Genomic DNA, 15,883 nt, shown 5'->3' on the forward strand with positions numbered 1-15,883 from the left:
CTTTATTTTTTCCTCAGTTCGCTTTTTTACTCTTTCATACCTTCTAAGATTTGATTGAAAGCTTAGCTTGTACCAAGGTCTTTCGTAAAAACAAAGAAATGGGACCCCATCGGTCCCATTTAGCAAAGCACAGTAATCTTGGGCCCGATCTTAATCTCCCACGGGCTATCTGGACCCCATTCTCCATCTAGATCAGAGCTCACGGGGCGTTCAGTGATAATCTTCAGTTCTGTAGCCTGGAATTGTTCGATTCGATCGCTCCCCACTTTGCCGCCACCAACAAGTTGAAGTAGCATACGCATCGTATCAGGCCACCCGCTTTGGCGAACTAAGAGAAAATCAAGCTTTCCATCTGTAAGGGAAGCTCTCGGTACTAATTGTTTAAGCCCACCGACCGAAAGTCCGTTTACTGCAAGTAAAAGTAAAGCATCCTCTGAATACTGGTGGCCTTCGAATTCAAATTCTACCCGAAAGGGTCGAAAAGACGGTAATGTTTCAATCCCTTTAAGGTAATAGGCAAGCTGACCTAAGCGATTCTTCACATGAACATCGACCTTAGGAGAGACATCCGTCATGAGCCCCGCACTAAAGACATTCACGAAGTAACGGTCATTGACCATACCTAGATCCATTTCAAACGTGGAGCCGTGAACAATGACTTCGCAAGCTTCCTGGATACTCTTACGAAGGCGCAAAGCATACGCTAAATCATTGGCTGTACCGACCGGTAAAATCCCAAGTGAGGGTCTTTGAGTAAGAGGGATCTTCATAAGCCCATTGACCGCTTGATGAATACTTCCATCCCCACCTGCGATAACCAAACAATCCACATCTTGACACAGAGCGGAAACATGCTCGATATCTTCCGGAGATTTTGCGCGATGGACGCAAACCTCGTAACCACCTTCCTGAAAGATACGAATGGCGGTATCGAGTTGACTTACCAGCTTTCGCCGACCTGCATATGGATTATAGATTAAGCGAAGTTTCTTTTCGTTCATACAACTTGACTCCTTAAGATTATCCCTTAATATCCTTTGTCCAACTGGATATGATTAATCATGTCTTGACGTTCAGGAAAGTTACTTGTGTTCTTGATGAGAACATCGAACATTCTCTTTGTATAACCAGGAGATCTCCCTCCAATATGCGGAGTCAAGAAAACATTTTCCATGGTCCAAAAGGGACTGGACTCAGAGAGCGGCTCATTTACGAACACGTCAAGAGCAGCACCACGTAGTTTTCCGCACTTCAAGGCTTCAAGTAAGGCCTCTTCATCAACGACCGGTCCTCTAGCTACGTTGATAAAGTATGCCCCTTCCTTCATTTGACTAAACCGCTCTGCATCGAAAAAGTTTTCGGTCTCCTGTGTCAGTGGGAGAATCGCGACGACAACATCACTGATTTCCAAAAAGTGAGGGAGCTCCCCTAACGCGCCCATACGATCATAAGACGGATGACTTTCTCCGCTTCGTGAGATGCCTAAAACGGTCATTCCAAAAGCACGGCACTTCTCGGCAACAGCTTCCCCGATCGCCCCAGCGCCCACGATACATACTGTTTTTTCATACATTTCTTCAACCCGAAGTTTTGCACTCCAGATTTTTTGATCTTGCTGGTGCATGACCTGCCGACCCTGGCGCAAAAGGTTGAGCATACTCCAGATGACATGCTCCGACATTTGAATGGCATGGGCTCCCCGTACATTCGTTAAGAGTATGTTCTTCTCAGCGAGTTTTGTCAGAGGTAAACGATCGACACCGGCACTCATGGCCTGAATCCACTGTATATTAGGATAAAGTTCGAGTGTCTTTTCTGTCACATCCCAACCATACGTTAACAAAGCCTCAACTTGCGAATCTGGTTCACTAAACGCCTTCACGGTTTCAATTTCCAAATCAGGGCGTGCACTCTTGAGCTGCTCCATCTGTTTTTCCGATAAAGGCATCGAGCTAATCAACTTCATCTCTTTATCCCTCTTTTCAGTTTATTTCAGATTTTCCGGATTCAACCCGTCAAGCTCCGGTATCACAAACCTTCCATCCTTGCGAATAAGAACATCATCGAAGTAAATTTCTCCGCCCCCAAATTCTGGTCGTTGTATGCAGACCAAATCCCAGTGAATCGCCGATTTATTTCCATTGTTGCAGGTATCATAGCAATTTCCTGGAGTAAAGTGGAAGCTCCCGTCGATTTTCTCATCGAAGAGAGTATCCTTCATTGGGGTCAAAATGTAGGGATTCACCCCAATCGCAAATTCCCCCACATAACGTGCTCCTTCGTCCGTATTGAAAACATCTTCAATTCGCTCGGTATCATTAGCCGTCGCCTTAATAATCTTTCCATCCTTAAATTCCAAGACGATCGATTCATAGGTGAACCCTTGATAGAGAGCTGGAGTATTGTAAGAAATCCGACCATTGACTGATTCCCGAAGAGGAGCAGAGAAAATTTCCCCATCCGGAATGTTCAAGTGTCCATCACACTTAATCGCTGGCATCCCCTTAATCGAAAAGGTCAGATCCGTTCCTGGTCCAGTGATACGCACCTTATCCGTACGCTCCATCAAATCAACTAAAGGATCCATGGCCACTGACATTTTACTATAGTCAAGATTACACACATTAAAGTAGAAGTCCTCAAAGCCTTCGATACTCATATTGGCCAGCTGTGCCATAGACGCATTGGGGTAGCGCATAACTACCCAGCGCGTATGAGGAACACGTTGCTCAGAGTGGACAGGCTTAAGATAATGCGTTTGATAAATACTCATTTTCTCTGACGGAATATCGGCATGTTCATTCGCATTTTCCCCTGCTCGTATCCCGACATAAGCTTGCATGTCCTTCATTCGTGCCAAGTCCCATTGTGCCATGGACTCCGCTTGTTCGATTGTGATTCCTTTTAAAACTTCGCGCAGTAAGGTATGATTATTGATAGCTAGAAAAGGAACCCCGCCAGCCTGATAAGCATATCTCACCAAAGCCTGAGCGAGAGGAATCTCTAAGCCATTGACATCAATTAAGACTTTCTCTCCTGACTTCAATCCGATAGCATAGTTAATAATTGATTCTGCTAATTTCTCTACACGTGGGTCTTTCAAGGCGAATCCTTCTTTCTCTGGTTAATTCTTAAAATTTCTAAGCATCTTAGATAAAACCCTTAAGCCTATCTTTCCAGTCTTTGAGAACTGTGAAACATATTCTTTCTCTTATACTCTAGATAATTCCTTCAATTTTTAAAAAAATTATTAAGAAAACTAACTTCATATAATTTTTGACTTCCTGTTAAGGTCTAGTTATAAGTAAAAATCTTGAGTGATTTTAATGACGAAAGGGGAAGCGCATTCCTCCCCAACGTATTTCTTTGAAGTTGGGGTATCCCGCGCAACGAACGATGAACAGTAAGTGTGACCTTTGGACCTACACCCTTCAACCGCAGGATGAAGGAAAAAAATATCAAGATATTTTAGAAAAGAAATTCCACTTTTCGCACAACCTTTTACAAAAGCTAAAGCAAGGCGAACGTGTCTGGGTGAATGATAAGTTCACCTTTCTGAGCACTAGGGGCAGTTCTGGGGAAATACTCACAATCCAACTCCAAACTCAAGAATCGATTAGCATCCCGGGTGAGAATCTTCCCCTTGATATCCTCTATGAAGACGACCATATCCTCGCTGTCAACAAGCCTGCTGGACAGGTTGTCCATCCCACGCCCCGTTATCCGACAGGCACGATGGGCAACGCAGTGGTAGGGTATTGGTTATCCAAAGGAGAAGCCCACCCCTTCCGTCCGATTCATCGGATCGACCGCAACACTTCTGGAGTCGTCATCATTGCCAAAAATCAATTTGCACATCAACAAATCGCTTGGCAACTCGAGCACTATCAGATTCATAAACGCTACCTTGGTTTCGTCGAAGGGCAAGTGTGCGAAGACGAAGGGAATATTGAAGCTCCCATAGGTCTCGTCCCCGGGAGTTTTATCAAAAGGCAGATATCCCCCGAAGGCTTATCTGCAGTGACACGTTTTCGCGTACTTAAACGCTTTCAGGAGGCCTCTCTACTAGAATTCATTCTAGAGACAGGCCGTACTCATCAGATCCGTGTCCACTGCCAGGCCCTAGGACATCCCCTCCTCGGCGATGACCTCTACGGAGGAGCCTTAACGCGAATTAACCGTCAAGCACTCCATTCCTTTATGTATGAGTTTCTTCACCCTATAACGGGTAACAAGATAACGATCCGTGCCCCGTGGCCTGAGGATCTTCGCAAACTTTTACGGACCCTTGCCCCTCAACGTGCCCCCTGATTATGACTATGACCTAACTCAGATAGTTCAGAGGTGCAGTAAGGACACCGTGTAGCCTCTTTATTGATTTCAGTATAACAATACCTACATAGCTTGGTTTTGGGTGACTCAGGTTCAACTGCTTCTTCCTCTTTCTTCTTTGTGAAGCGGCTAAGTTGCTTAATCACTAAGAATATGCAGAATGCTACGATAAGAAAATCAATGATATTGTTAATGAAGATACCATAATTCACTGTTGCTACGCCAGCTTCTTTCGCCTCGGCGAGGGTTTTGTAATGCCCAGTTCCTAAAGCAATAAAAAGATTAGAAAAATCCACTTTACCCATCAGCATACCCACTAAAGGCATAATGATGTCATACACGAGAGAGGTGACGATCTTCCCAAAAGCAGCTCCGATAACCACACCAATAGCTAAATCTATGATATTCCCCTTTATCGCAAAGTCTCTAAATTCTTTCCACAATCAAAATCATTCTCCTTGCATTTTATTTATAAGTTCAGATATTATTATTACTCAGCCTGTCCAGCTTGTCAAAACAGTTATTTGTATCTTACAGTGAAATTCGATTTCTTTCTATATTTCCCTATTCTTAACCAGTGAACTCTTTTACGAGCTTGAGAAAAAGCTCTTTTTCTTTATTAACATTTTCATGAACGAAGTGGAGAATAGAAGATATAATAGAACTATATCATTAGCAAATTATTTAGAATATTACAAATAATACAAGCGGGTATGGGGAGGTCTTTAATATGACTAAATTATTGAAAGTCTGCGCTAATGGAATTGCCTACCTCTATTCGGGGGTCGTCCTTGCAGCCTTCGCAGCAACCGGATTTATGGCGTTGGCCTCTGTCGCCATCGTATGTGCAGGAATCTTTGGGTTTATGGGGTAAATAACTCCTCCTTTCCTGTCTAGACCTTAAAAGGGCTGTCAATTTTGACAGCCTTTTTTCTGTAACTGCTATGTGCAAGTCTCGTTGTAAGGGATAAAAATTCTTCAAATGTACACACTATTTTAAGCATCGTCGGGAGGGGTTAACATGTGGAAAAGATTAATTTTGGGCTGTGGAATTTTATTAGTTGGCCTATACATATTGTTTCAAATCGGTTATGTCGCGACCTCAGGACCAAGGTTTTGCGCTCGCTGTCACGAGGTTAAGGAATATGTAACCTCATGGGAGACCTCCGTGCACAAAGAGGTTACATGTCTTGAATGCCATCAACCGAGAGGTGAATTAGGAAAGTTCCACGCCAAAGCCAGAGGATTGAACTATGTCTTCCAACATTTCAGTGGAGATTATACTATACCTACTTCTGCAGTAATTTCTAGTCGTGGTTGTATTGAGTGTCATTTAGGTGATAGAAAACCCTTCCCCAATGCAGTTCGATTAAAAAATACTTCGAAGGTCAATCACTACGAAATTATTAAAAACTCCCAGTCCTGTTTAGAGTGCCATAGAGACTCAGGGCATGCAATCGATATATATATCACTCCAGAGTTGAAAGGGGCAAAGTCTTAAGGCACTTAGTTTTATATATTTAGTATAATTCAAAAGCCAGGCCATATTTACGATCGAAAATATGGCCTGGCTTTCACTATGTTTTAGATATTTTAGTGGATAATAACTTCATTATCAGCAAATGGGTTTCTGCGTTCCGCTAATGAGTATAAATATGGATATTCCCTGTTTAAATGATTCATATAATAGGTCCATTCGCTAACCAAAAGCTTATACGCACGTTCGATATCTCCCGATATGTGTTCACTATCCTTCTCTTGTATGATGAGTAGGTCCCCTCTATTATCAAGCTCATCGGCTATATGGTATATAGCCCATAGCATATCCGTAAAAGCATCATGTTCCATAAGATTAGGATTTTCGAATACTTTCAGCATATAGCTTTTACGATCAATGAGATAACATTTTAATGACTCCAAGTTACCCTTACGACTATCTGCCTTAACTTGAAAATCATTGATGATTTTGCGCATTTTATGTGAGTTTATATCAGACCAATTCGGATTATTGTTGAGTTCTTTTTTGAGTTGATCAAAATTAACGATGAATTCAGATAAGTTCTTAATAAGCGTAATACCAAATTCAGTGTAGAACGTGCTTATAATTAGATCCATTTTTTTAACTTTAAGTTGTTTCTCTCTTATGTTCAGAATCTCATCTAGGATTAACGTGACAAGTAAAACCTGCACCGGAACAAACGCCATATCTTGGAGGAAATAAAATTCTGTATTTCTACTATCGTTAAATAACGCGATTTGAATAAGGTAAATTGCAATAGATAAGCCGAGTAAAATGGTTCCGAGTACTATTTTCCCTTTAAAAATTCGCATAGTATTCACCACCTTGCTTAGATATAAGTCTTATTATGAATATAACCTCAAATTTCATCAATCTCAAGAGAATTTACAATAAAGTCATATCACGCTAGTTTGGAATATAATACCATAGATATGAGAGGAGGTGTGACATTGCAAGATTATAAGCGAGTTGAAGATATGAACTACTTCGAACTCTTGGCTTGGCTAGGTATAGGAAGCTCTCATCCCGGAGGTTTCCCAGCCACAAAACAGAATCTCGACGCAATGCAAGTGACAGCCGAGGAATTCGTGCTTGACGCAGGTTGTGGTAGCGGACTGACCGCATGTCACGTCGCCAAAACGATTGGCTGCAAAATCATCGGAGTCGATATTAGCCCAGAAATGATTGAAAAAGCAAGTTTAAGAGCCGAGAAAGAGGGCGTCTCTCATTTAGTTGAGTTTAGGGTCGCCGATGTCTATAATCTGCCCTTTCCTGATAACCACTTTGACCTAGTCATGGCAGAATCTATCACCGTCTTCCTAGATAAAGTCAAAGTGTATCGGGAGTTTCATCGGGTCCTCAAACCCGAGGGCAGAGTTGCAGACCTAGAAATGGCTCTGCAAGCAGAATTGCCCGATCATCTTAGAACCCAACTCGAAGTATGCTTTGGTTCAGGCACAAATCCCTTGCCCTTTGACGAATGGCATGAGGCTTTGGTGCAAGCTGGATTTCAAGATGTAGAAATTAAGAATCCCCAACCACTAAAGAGTAATAACGGTAACGTAATCCTCAATGAACTCAAAAAAGACTGGCTCTTGATTTATAATCTTGCGAACAAAGCCTCTAGCCAGCCTGGCTTACTCACAAGGTTGCAAAAAAATGCCGGTTTTATGAAAAGATACCAAGGATACTTTGGATTCGGACTCATTTATGGGCGAAAACCTACTCCACCACCGGCACCTAAGAAATTGAGCTTCAAAGAAAGGATTCTGCAGCTATTTCTTCGTAAGCCCGCAACTTAAGCGGGCTTTACTCATACAAAAATCCAGGCTATCTCATATAAGACAGCCTGGATTTTTTTCTTTCATTGGCCTTTATTCTTTTTTCTAATCGAACTTATTTATCTCGATAAGCTATCAATTACTTTTTTATAGAATCTGTACCCCTGCTTGTTAGGACAGCCGTAATCCACTAATACTTTATTTCCATCTAATATTCCCCAGGAACTTGTAGCCCTAATATCCACTTTAGAGAGGTAATATTTTTGGCATAAGTCCAAAATATCTTGGTAGAAAGTTACACTTCCACAAAATATCATAAGACTATTCAAATACTCTGTATCATCCTTTATTGGAATAGCTCTCTTAGCTATCATTAATTCAGGTTTTAATTTAAGAATAGGACATAAATATTTTTTGAAACGATCCTCAGCGTTTTCATAGATATAATTTTCAAGTTTATTCTGATACAATCCAAATGAGTTTTTAGGTATTTTTATAACTGAGTCATCATCTAGGGCGAACACCATTCTAGCAGCGCCTTCGCCTAAATATTGGTATAATTTTGACATTTTTTTTACTTAAAGATTTTATTTTTATTAAATCATCATCGTACATGATCTCAGTACCTCCATTAAGCCTTCAACTTTTTTCAAAACCATGCCGCTCATAATATAAGAAAAAATAATCCTTAAGTATCTAGGGTTTGATACCATATCAAACCCTATTTTTTTAGTTAATCTCTACATTACCCTAATGTCTTCTGTAACTGCTATGGTGTCTCTTGTAACTGCTGTGATGTTTTTTATCACTGCTGTGATGCCTCTTATGACTGCTGTGATGTCTCTTATCACTGCTGTGATGTCTCTTATCACTGCTGTGATGTCTGTTTCTAGGGCTCATTCTAACACCTCCTCTGTATAGGATATGTATTACATAAGCTTGTTGTTACGTCCTAAATCAAGCCAAGACTCTCATATTATTCTTATGTGCTTACTATACTGTGAGCATTTTTTCCTGATGCCTATAATAACTAAAGGTTAAAAAATTCATCTCTTGTAAATCTTACAAGAGATGAATTTTCAGGGTGGCTATGTTCGCAAAAAACGAGGGGCGTGGCCCCTCGTTTAAATTTTAAATATTAATATTTTTCACTAACATCTTACTAATTCCCCAACCTACTCTAGTAGTTAGTTCCTGGCTACATAGTGCGTGTGCAGTAGATGATGTGATTTATGCCCACCCGGTTTTTCAAGATACTCTTCATATATCTTTTTAATCTCGGGATTCTCATGAGATTTTCTCTTTACTGCTTGTCTATCTAAAGTGTAAATGCCAGCGCTTCTCAAGCGACTGACTTCTTCGGTCTTTGATTTATCTAGGATAATAGGTTGACCTCCACCGTTGATACACCCGCCTGGACAACCCATGACTTCTACGAAATGGTAGCTTACTTCTCCATCTCTAATCTTATCAAGAAGCTTTGAAGCATTACTGGTACCATGAGCAATCGCTACTTTTACATCTAACCCATTGATATTTACTGAGGCTTCTTTTATTCCCTCTAAACCACGGACTGCAGTATATTCAATTGCCTGAAGATCTTCACCTGTTAGAATATCAGCGACCGTACGTAGGGCTGCTTCCATTACGCCCCCTGTATTAGCAAATATCACTCCAGCGCCGGTTGATTCGCCCAACATATCATCATAGCTACTATCAGAGAGCCCCTTAAAGTCTATACCCGCCTGTTTGATCATCCTGGCTAATTCCCGAGTCGTAATAACAACGTCGACATCCTTCAGCCCATCCACAACGAGCTCTTCTCTATCGGCTTCAAACTTTTTAGCCGTACAGGGCATGACAGAAACTACAAATACCTTTTTGGGATCAATTCCTGCTTTTTGAGGATAATACGATTTAGCAACTGCTCCAAACATTTGCTGTGGCGATTTGCAGCTTGAGAGATTATCAAGAAAATCTGCGTAATTGTGCTCACAGAATTTGATCCATCCTGGAGAACAAGAAGTAATAAGAGGCAACTTACCCCCGTTATTTATCCTGTTAAGAAGCTCTGTGCCTTCCTCCATAATCGTGAGGTCAGCGCTAAAATTAGTGTCGAATACCTTGTCAAAGCCTAACATCTTGAGTGCAGTGACCATCTTCCCTTTGACATTCGTTCCTACAGGCAATCCAAATTCTTCACCCAAAGCGATTCTGACTGCAGGTGCAGTTTGGACTACGACATGAAGCTCTGGGTCTTCAAGAGCATTCCACACCTTCTCAGTATCATCTCGTTCCTGAAGCGCCCCGACTGGGCAAATCTTAATACATTGTCCACAGTTAATACAGGAACGTTCTGAAAGCTTCTCCTCATAGGGAGTGGTCACAATGGTATGCGGTCCTCTATAGGCAAGGTCTATAGCACTCACCTTCTGAACATTTGAGCATACGTTGACACATCGGCCACATAGCACACACTTGCTAGTATCTCTAACCACTGCACCGGATTTATCCATCTCTGCACGAGCTGCTTTCTTCTCATAGTAAACAGTAGTGATTCCCATCTCATCCGAAAGCTTTTGAAGTTCACACTTCTGGTTTCTTGCACAAGATAGACATTCCCGATTATGATTCGCCAATATAAGCTCCAGAATATCCTTCCTTGTCTCTCTGACTAGCTTACTAGCGGTTTTCACCACTATCCCCTCATCAACGTAAGTTATGCAGGCAGGGTGTAGACCCCTCCAACCTTCAACCTCAACGACACATATTCTACAAGAGCCCATTTCGTGAAGTCCTTGCATATAACAAAGTGTAGGGATATGAATATTCAATTCCTTAGCTGCTTGCATTATTGTAGAACCTTTGGGAACAGATACATCCATTCCATCAATCTTTAGGTTAATCATATCCATCCTTATTTTACCCCCTTACCACTCATGTTGCATTTTCCGCTTGGACAATAACCTTCGATGTGTGCTTCAAACTCGTCAGCAAAATGCTTCAATAAGGTGGTCACGGGAACTGGAGCGCTCTGCCCCAAACCGCAGAAACTCGTGTTTCTCATCATCTGTGCTAATCTCTTTAAGCGCTGGATATCTTCTGCAGTACCTCTGCCTTCAGTCAACTTCTCAAGGAGTTCTACCATTCTCTGATTACCCTCCCTGCAAGGAGTACACTTTCCGCAGGATTCCTCTTCGAAGAACTCCATCACGGCTTTAAGGTAATCCACGACACAGTGACGATCATCTACGACCAAGACTGCACCTGAGCCGAGTGATAATCCATTTTTCCTTAGGTCGTTATAACAGATCTTTGTATCCAGCAAACTCTCAGGGAAACAAGATCCGCTCGATCCACCCAAGTGTACGAATTTTAGCTTTCTGCCATTGGCGATCCCGCCGCCGATATCATAAATCAGTTCTCTGAGCGTCGTGCCAAAAGGAACTTCATAGGTTCCTCTATTGACGACATTACCAGAAAGACACATCAATTTGGTACCGCCGCTGAATTCTGTCCCCAGCGAAAGGAACTTTTCCCCACCTTCTTTGACGATCCAGGGAATACAAGCATAGGTTTCTACGTTGTTGAGTACCGTAGGCTTCATGTTTAAGCCCGCGTTTTTAATATAGGGTGGCTTACGTCTCGGTCTACCCGTTTTTCCTTCGATCGACTCAACCAGTGCGGTATTTTCTCCACACACATAGGCTCCTGCACCGGAGACGACAGTAATATCAAAATCCAACCCGGTACCAAGAATATTTGCTCCAAGGTAACCGGCTTTCTTAGCATTCTCAATGGCACTTCTGAGTGTCCTTTGGATGGCAGGATATTCTCCTCTGCAATAGATGTACCCTTCCTTTGCTCCAAAGATAAAAGCACCGATCGTCATCCCTTCAATTAGCTCGAGCGGATCTTCGGCCATAATGTGCCTATCCTTGAAGGTTCCTGGTTCTCCTTCGTCAGCATTACATACCATATACTTGAGGCCTTTTTCCAGAGGTATAGCGTAGGCCTGTTCCCATTTGATTCCTGTCGGATAGGCTGCGCCCCCTCGACCAAAAAGATAAGCCTTCTTGATTTCCTCGATAATATCGACAGGGTTCATCGTAATAGCTTTCTTAAGCCCCTCATAGCCCCCAGCAGCAATATACTCCTCCACGGATTCTGGCTTAATCTTGCCAAATCTTGAGCTTAAAATTTTAGTACTTTCCATTAGTTAAGCCCCTCCCTGTAAGAGTTGATGATATCCTTAAGCAGCTCTTGCGTCAGATTGCCGTAGACTTTTTCCCCAATTTTGATGGCAGGAGCAATATCACAGGCTCCGAAGCAACTGCAATGCTCTAAAGTGAACAAGCCATCCTTAGTGGTCTCACCAGGCATAATACCAAGCTCTTTTTCTAACATGACTACGATACTCTCTGAACCCGACACATGGCAGGGACCGCTTTTGCAAACTTCGATGAGGTTTTTTCCTCTCGGTACGTTATCAAACATCGCATAAAAGGTAATGACTCCATAAACCTTGCTCATCGGCAAATCAAGTTCTTTGGCAACATACTCGACCCATTCATGAGGCAAATAATTCTTCCCAGAAAGCTGTTGTAACTCTAACATGATTTGAATAAGGTTTTCGCCTGAGTTGCCGAATTTCTTTAGAACCTCTTGCACTTTTTCCATTCTGACTCCCCTTTATTGCTATATCGTTTTCTGAAACGTTGTTTCAAAAGTATCTCGCATGATCGATTTTAACGTTTTGTGCGAAAAATTACAAGCTCTCTAGAATAAGTTTATATTTTCAATTTAAACAAAAATTCTTTATTCTTTTGTCTTACCCTGTTAGCCCTCAATTCCTTGATACATCAGGGTTCTGGAGTTTTTTTGTTGGAATATTTCAAAAAAATAGTTATAGACTTTTAGAAATTTTTTGATTATACTGAAAATGTAGATTCTACCTTTTATAAACCTGAATGTTTATCCAAAGGTATGAGATTCCGCTCTGAAATTATTACATAGGATCATAGGATTGGAGGAGTTGAAAATGGGGGATATGGAATTTAGAGCTTACGACAATAAGCAAAGAATGTTGGTTTACGACAAGGATTTATGGCTGCCACTTGGATTGAAAAAGTTAGGGCATAAAGAATACCCGGTAAGCATCACAAACACAGGGATCCATTACACCCTTAATTGTATCTCGAATCATTATGAAAATGACTGGGAAGAAGATGTGGTCAGTATTCTCGGTATAGAGATTATGCAGGCTACTGATTCTTATGACTTTGAAGAGCCAGGAAGAAAAATCTATAGTGATGATATTATCTCCTTTTACCAAGATAGCACTCCCAATGTTTCCGATGATCAAAGAATCCTAGGGCGGATTAAATATAGCGAGCAAGCTCACGATTGGATTGTTGTTGACCAAGGTGAGCAATTCATTAAAATGTTGAGCAAGGTTGTACAACCCAAAGTGGTCGGAAATCGGTTCGATAACCCTGATTTACTGGGAAGTGAAATTTGCATTACAAACTAGAATTAAATCCAATAAAACGTTGAACACAAAGCAATACCCGCTCTTTGAGCGGGTATTGCTTTGCCTATGGATCCAGGTGGCACCTAGAATAACTATTAACCTATTTTTGGCTATCTTTATATCTGATTGGGACATGTGTCGCATCACAAAAAGGTTTGTTGCTGGATTCTCCACAGCGACAAAGAGCAACTCTATTTCTCACTTCATAAGTGAATCCCTCTGACGATTCTATCGGGATATTTCCTTTAACAAAAATTGGGCCACTGACTCTTCTTTCGGGATCTTGGAGTATTTCGATCGAAGGCTCGTATTCAGGTTCGAATAAATTCCCTTCCTTATCCATGGCGACAAGTCTGCCGGCAGGGCAATCACTCGCTGCTTTAATAGCCTCTTCTCTGTATATTGAATTATCCGATTTTTCAGTGAGTTCCCAGACATCCCCATGTTCTTGATGACAGAACCTAGCGAAGGCACACCGCTCATCATCCAAGAGGTCTAGATCAGGCCCTTCCAGCTTAAAAGCCCTCTCTAAATACGGTGCTCTCGAGGCCGTCTCAGTTCCATCAAATCCGGTCTCTTCATGAGAGCCGTCACAAAAAGGTTGATTTTTGGACTTTCCGCAGCGGCAGAGAGCATATTGTTCAGCTTGAGGGAATTGACGTCCCTCAAAATATTCATATCCATGACCCTTGGGGACTATGATTTGTTCGGACAAGGGTACATTTCCCGTAATAATATAAGGGCCATTTTTTAAAATTTGAATTTTACATTCGTGTTTATTGACCTTGGACATAACAAACCTCACCCTTCGTTAACTTTCTAAGCTATTATTTCATTTTCCTACAGCTCACATACAATATTCCACTTCTTTCTAGGTGATTCCTCCTTTATAGACAAAGTTCTAGTACGGATCCCCCTATCTCAGAACAAGTAGAAAGCTGCCCTGGCGCAAATTATATTGCGTAAAAGGCAGCTGGCGTTTTATCCCTTCCCCTTTTCAACCACTCTTTCTTTAAGGGTCACCTTAATCACATCACCTGGCTGTTTGCCGATTTTTGCTCTGATATCTTTTCTAATTCCGATGATATGGCAAGGCGTCTTCATCTTTACAAGGCTACCCTCGTAAAGCTCACCATCAAAAGTTGACGTCACCGGAACTCGCCCTTTCCCGAACTCGGCCTTGACATCAAAGGGGATTTCTATATATGCACCATCAATATCTGGAACCTTCTTTATTTCCGCTTCAAATTCATAGACTTTACTCATAATCTACCTTCTTGTATGCTAGACTATATTGCTTGGATGCAAGCTTAAACCTCGAGTTCAAAAAGCTTGCCCATAAATTCCTTCACAAAATATCGTTTCCCCTTTTGAATTATAGTATGTCCTTCCCTTTCAAGAAGTAGCTTTTGTCCCTCTATACCATCGGGATACTTTTCATTGAGTTCGCCATCTTTTTTAAGAGTTCTCCAGTAAGGCGTTTCGTCAACTCCACGTTCAGGCGATGCGTTTGCTGCAATATTCATAAATATCCCTGCGGTTAGGGGACAAGTATAATCCGCCTCATACTTTTGGGCTAAGTAATTTCTGACATAGTCTGAAGTTATCACTTTACCCAGGGGAACTTTCTTCATGATCTCATCGTAAGCCAATGGAGGAGCGATCAACATTTTGGTACCGCCATAACGCATAACGGCTTTTGGATCAGTTACTTCTATGATTTTCGGCATATCTTTACTATCTTGTAATTTCTCATTAAAGGATTTTTTAGCCATTTGTATCCCCTTTTTTGTTCTTTACTAAACAAGTTTATATCGGATAATCTTCCATTGGATTTTAGCGCATATCCCTTTCCGTATAATAAGCAATCGCTACAGTGCCTGGCCCTACATGTAAGCCAATAACTGGCCCGATATCAGAGATATCTATATCTACCTTTAGCTTATCCCTTATCATTTGGGAAAGATCTTTAGCTTCTTTCAAGCAATTAATATGTAAAACCGCAATTTCTCCTAAACCGTACTGCTTAATATCCTGTAGCATTCTTTCAACCATAGTCAGCACAGCTTTTTCCTTCATCCTAACCTTTGCCAGAATAGATGTCTTACCCTCCTCGACGGTCAAAATGGGGATAATCTTAAAGAGATTCCCGATTAACGCACCTGCACCGCCAATTCGCCCACCCTTTTTCAAATATTCCAGATTGTCGGGGATAAATAAAAATCGACTTCTTTTGATATTTTCCAGCGCAGCTTCTTTAACCTGATCTAATTCCTTACCTTCTCTCGCTGCTCGGGCAGCCTGAATCACTGCGAAACCCAATTGCATGCAGTTGGATCTAGAATCGACGATTTCAATCTTAGCATCCGGATACTTTTCTAAGACCATCTCCTTGGCGATTTTCCCTGTCGCAAAAGTCCCGCTCATATCAGAGGATAGGAAGATACAACACAGACTTTCTCCCCTCTCGACCGCACTGATCATTTCATAGTACAATTCTCCGATCGCTGGTTGTGAAGAGGTTGGAATTCCTTTTGTAGCCATCATCTCATAAAAGCTCTCATTGTCTATATCCATTTCTCTCATACTGCTATCGCCAAAGGAAATATTCAGAGATACCATTCTAATGCTTAGCTCTTTTCGAATTGCTTCAGTCAAATAGCTGGTGCTATCTGTTAAGATTTGTACTGCCATTTAATCATCTCTCTTTCAAATTTT

General features: G+C 41.5%; 18 protein-coding genes. 5 read left to right on the plus strand and 13 right to left on the minus strand.

Annotated elements, in window-relative coordinates; genetic code table 11:
• Positions 1 to 119 precede the first annotated feature (119 nt).
• The 3 genes from ACZ42W_RS15560 to ACZ42W_RS15570 are packed head-to-tail and all read right to left on the minus strand — an operon-like array spanning position 120 to position 3,103.
• Positions 120 to 1,001: a diacylglycerol/lipid kinase family protein gene (locus ACZ42W_RS15560; protein ID WP_464166191.1), complete on the minus strand. Its 882-nt coding sequence runs from the start codon at positions 999 to 1,001 to the stop codon at positions 120 to 122.
• A 26-nt stretch (positions 1,002 to 1,027) separates the two neighbouring features.
• Positions 1,028 to 1,966, minus strand: a complete 939-nt coding sequence (locus ACZ42W_RS15565) for a D-2-hydroxyacid dehydrogenase (protein ID WP_464166192.1) — start codon at positions 1,964 to 1,966, stop codon at positions 1,028 to 1,030.
• 21 nt (positions 1,967 to 1,987) lie between these two features.
• Positions 1,988 to 3,103 carry an aminopeptidase gene (locus ACZ42W_RS15570; RefSeq protein WP_464166193.1) on the minus strand — a complete coding sequence of 372 codons (1,116 nt, stop codon included), beginning with the start codon at positions 3,101 to 3,103 and terminating at the stop codon, positions 1,988 to 1,990.
• A gap of 293 nt (positions 3,104 to 3,396) precedes the next feature.
• Here ACZ42W_RS15570 and ACZ42W_RS15575 point away from each other — a divergent pair, with 293 nt between their 5' ends.
• Positions 3,397 to 4,311: an RluA family pseudouridine synthase gene (locus tag ACZ42W_RS15575; RefSeq protein WP_464166194.1), complete on the plus strand. Its 915-nt coding sequence runs from the start codon at positions 3,397 to 3,399 to the stop codon at positions 4,309 to 4,311.
• Here ACZ42W_RS15575 and mscL read toward each other — a convergent pair.
• Positions 4,296 to 4,775 (minus strand): large conductance mechanosensitive channel protein MscL, encoded by a 480-nt coding sequence (mscL, locus tag ACZ42W_RS15580; RefSeq protein WP_464166195.1) that lies wholly within the window; start codon positions 4,773 to 4,775, stop codon positions 4,296 to 4,298. The two genes, ACZ42W_RS15575 and mscL, sit on opposite strands and share 16 nt — an antisense overlap.
• 287 nt (positions 4,776 to 5,062) lie before the next feature.
• Here mscL and ACZ42W_RS15585 point away from each other — a divergent pair, with 287 nt between their 5' ends.
• Positions 5,063 to 5,206 (plus strand): hypothetical protein, encoded by a 144-nt coding sequence (locus tag ACZ42W_RS15585; RefSeq protein ID WP_464166196.1) that lies wholly within the window; start codon positions 5,063 to 5,065, stop codon positions 5,204 to 5,206.
• A gap of 147 nt (positions 5,207 to 5,353) precedes the next feature.
• Positions 5,354 to 5,833 carry a cytochrome c3 family protein gene (locus ACZ42W_RS15590; RefSeq protein WP_464166197.1) on the plus strand — a complete coding sequence of 160 codons (480 nt, stop codon included), beginning with the start codon at positions 5,354 to 5,356 and terminating at the stop codon, positions 5,831 to 5,833.
• A 92-nt stretch (positions 5,834 to 5,925) separates the two neighbouring features.
• Here ACZ42W_RS15590 and ACZ42W_RS15595 read toward each other — a convergent pair whose 3' ends face one another.
• Complete coding sequence (locus ACZ42W_RS15595) at positions 5,926 to 6,663, minus strand: hypothetical protein (protein ID WP_464166198.1); 738 nt, start codon at positions 6,661 to 6,663, stop codon at positions 5,926 to 5,928.
• 120 nt (positions 6,664 to 6,783) lie between these two features.
• On the opposite strand from ACZ42W_RS15595, the gene ACZ42W_RS15600 reads away from it, so the two are divergent.
• On the plus strand, positions 6,784 to 7,653 hold the full coding sequence (locus ACZ42W_RS15600; protein WP_464166199.1) for a methyltransferase domain-containing protein: 870 nt from the start codon (positions 6,784 to 6,786) through the stop codon (positions 7,651 to 7,653).
• A 98-nt stretch (positions 7,654 to 7,751) separates the two neighbouring features.
• Here ACZ42W_RS15600 and ACZ42W_RS15605 read toward each other — a convergent pair whose 3' ends face one another.
• The 4 genes from ACZ42W_RS15605 to ACZ42W_RS15620 form a co-directional block, all read right to left on the minus strand.
• The gene (locus ACZ42W_RS15605; protein ID WP_464166200.1) at positions 7,752 to 8,201 is read right to left on the minus strand and encodes a hypothetical protein; all 450 of its coding nucleotides are present in this window, start codon (positions 8,199 to 8,201) and stop codon (positions 7,752 to 7,754) included.
• A gap of 618 nt (positions 8,202 to 8,819) precedes the next feature.
• On the minus strand, positions 8,820 to 10,547 hold the full coding sequence (locus tag ACZ42W_RS15610) for an NADH-dependent [FeFe] hydrogenase, group A6 (RefSeq protein ID WP_464166201.1): 1,728 nt from the start codon (positions 10,545 to 10,547) through the stop codon (positions 8,820 to 8,822).
• Between the two features lie 2 nt (positions 10,548 to 10,549).
• Positions 10,550 to 11,848, minus strand: a complete 1,299-nt coding sequence (locus ACZ42W_RS15615) for a complex I 51 kDa subunit family protein (protein WP_464166202.1) — start codon at positions 11,846 to 11,848, stop codon at positions 10,550 to 10,552.
• On the minus strand, positions 11,848 to 12,312 hold the full coding sequence (locus tag ACZ42W_RS15620) for an NADH-quinone oxidoreductase subunit NuoE family protein (protein WP_464166203.1): 465 nt from the start codon (positions 12,310 to 12,312) through the stop codon (positions 11,848 to 11,850). Before ACZ42W_RS15620 ends, ACZ42W_RS15615 begins: the two co-directional genes overlap by 1 nt.
• Before the next feature lie 361 nt (positions 12,313 to 12,673).
• Here ACZ42W_RS15620 and ACZ42W_RS15625 point away from each other — a divergent pair, with 361 nt between their 5' ends.
• Positions 12,674 to 13,165 carry a YopX family protein gene (locus ACZ42W_RS15625; protein WP_464166204.1) on the plus strand — a complete coding sequence of 164 codons (492 nt, stop codon included), beginning with the start codon at positions 12,674 to 12,676 and terminating at the stop codon, positions 13,163 to 13,165.
• A gap of 100 nt (positions 13,166 to 13,265) precedes the next feature.
• Here ACZ42W_RS15625 and ACZ42W_RS15630 read toward each other — a convergent pair whose 3' ends face one another.
• The 4 genes from ACZ42W_RS15630 to ACZ42W_RS15645 all read right to left on the minus strand — a co-directional run bounded on the left by ACZ42W_RS15630 (position 13,266) and on the right by ACZ42W_RS15645 (position 15,859).
• Positions 13,266 to 13,958, minus strand: coding sequence for a CDGSH iron-sulfur domain-containing protein (locus tag ACZ42W_RS15630; protein WP_464166205.1), 693 nt, complete (start codon positions 13,956 to 13,958; stop codon positions 13,266 to 13,268).
• Positions 13,959 to 14,146: 188 nt separating this feature from the next.
• Positions 14,147 to 14,431 carry a DUF1905 domain-containing protein gene (locus tag ACZ42W_RS15635; protein WP_464166206.1) on the minus strand — a complete coding sequence of 95 codons (285 nt, stop codon included), beginning with the start codon at positions 14,429 to 14,431 and terminating at the stop codon, positions 14,147 to 14,149.
• A 44-nt stretch (positions 14,432 to 14,475) separates the two neighbouring features.
• A complete protein-coding gene (locus ACZ42W_RS15640; RefSeq protein ID WP_464166207.1) occupies positions 14,476 to 14,940 on the minus strand; it encodes an MGMT family protein in 465 nt (154 codons plus the stop codon).
• A gap of 61 nt (positions 14,941 to 15,001) precedes the next feature.
• Positions 15,002 to 15,859, minus strand: coding sequence for a DegV family protein (locus tag ACZ42W_RS15645; protein ID WP_464166208.1), 858 nt, complete (start codon positions 15,857 to 15,859; stop codon positions 15,002 to 15,004).
• Positions 15,860 to 15,883: the final 24 nt, after the last annotated feature.

This window comes from Desulfitobacterium elongatum (assembly GCF_055378975.1).

Coding starts and splice junctions, on each gene's coding strand:
- ACZ42W_RS15630 (WP_464166205.1), bottom strand. CDS start 13,958: ATGTCCAAGGTCAATAAACACGAATGTAAAATTCAAATTTTAAAAAAT.
- ACZ42W_RS15605 (WP_464166200.1), bottom strand. CDS start 8,201: ATGTCAAAATTATACCAATATTTAGGCGAAGGCGCTGCTAGAATGGTG.
- ACZ42W_RS15635 (WP_464166206.1), bottom strand. CDS start 14,431: ATGAGTAAAGTCTATGAATTTGAAGCGGAAATAAAGAAGGTTCCAGAT.
- ACZ42W_RS15595 (WP_464166198.1), bottom strand. CDS start 6,663: ATGCGAATTTTTAAAGGGAAAATAGTACTCGGAACCATTTTACTCGGC.
- ACZ42W_RS15585 (WP_464166196.1), top strand. CDS start 5,063: ATGACTAAATTATTGAAAGTCTGCGCTAATGGAATTGCCTACCTCTAT.
- ACZ42W_RS15620 (WP_464166203.1), bottom strand. CDS start 12,312: ATGGAAAAAGTGCAAGAGGTTCTAAAGAAATTCGGCAACTCAGGCGAA.
- ACZ42W_RS15590 (WP_464166197.1), top strand. CDS start 5,354: ATGTGGAAAAGATTAATTTTGGGCTGTGGAATTTTATTAGTTGGCCTA.
- ACZ42W_RS15600 (WP_464166199.1), top strand. CDS start 6,784: ATGAGAGGAGGTGTGACATTGCAAGATTATAAGCGAGTTGAAGATATG.
- ACZ42W_RS15565 (WP_464166192.1), bottom strand. CDS start 1,966: ATGAAGTTGATTAGCTCGATGCCTTTATCGGAAAAACAGATGGAGCAG.
- ACZ42W_RS15645 (WP_464166208.1), bottom strand. CDS start 15,859: ATGGCAGTACAAATCTTAACAGATAGCACCAGCTATTTGACTGAAGCA.
- ACZ42W_RS15610 (WP_464166201.1), bottom strand. CDS start 10,547: ATGGATATGATTAACCTAAAGATTGATGGAATGGATGTATCTGTTCCC.
- ACZ42W_RS15560 (WP_464166191.1), bottom strand. CDS start 1,001: ATGAACGAAAAGAAACTTCGCTTAATCTATAATCCATATGCAGGTCGG.
- ACZ42W_RS15640 (WP_464166207.1), bottom strand. CDS start 14,940: ATGGCTAAAAAATCCTTTAATGAGAAATTACAAGATAGTAAAGATATG.
- ACZ42W_RS15625 (WP_464166204.1), top strand. CDS start 12,674: ATGGGGGATATGGAATTTAGAGCTTACGACAATAAGCAAAGAATGTTG.
- ACZ42W_RS15575 (WP_464166194.1), top strand. CDS start 3,397: ATGAACAGTAAGTGTGACCTTTGGACCTACACCCTTCAACCGCAGGAT.
- ACZ42W_RS15615 (WP_464166202.1), bottom strand. CDS start 11,848: ATGGAAAGTACTAAAATTTTAAGCTCAAGATTTGGCAAGATTAAGCCA.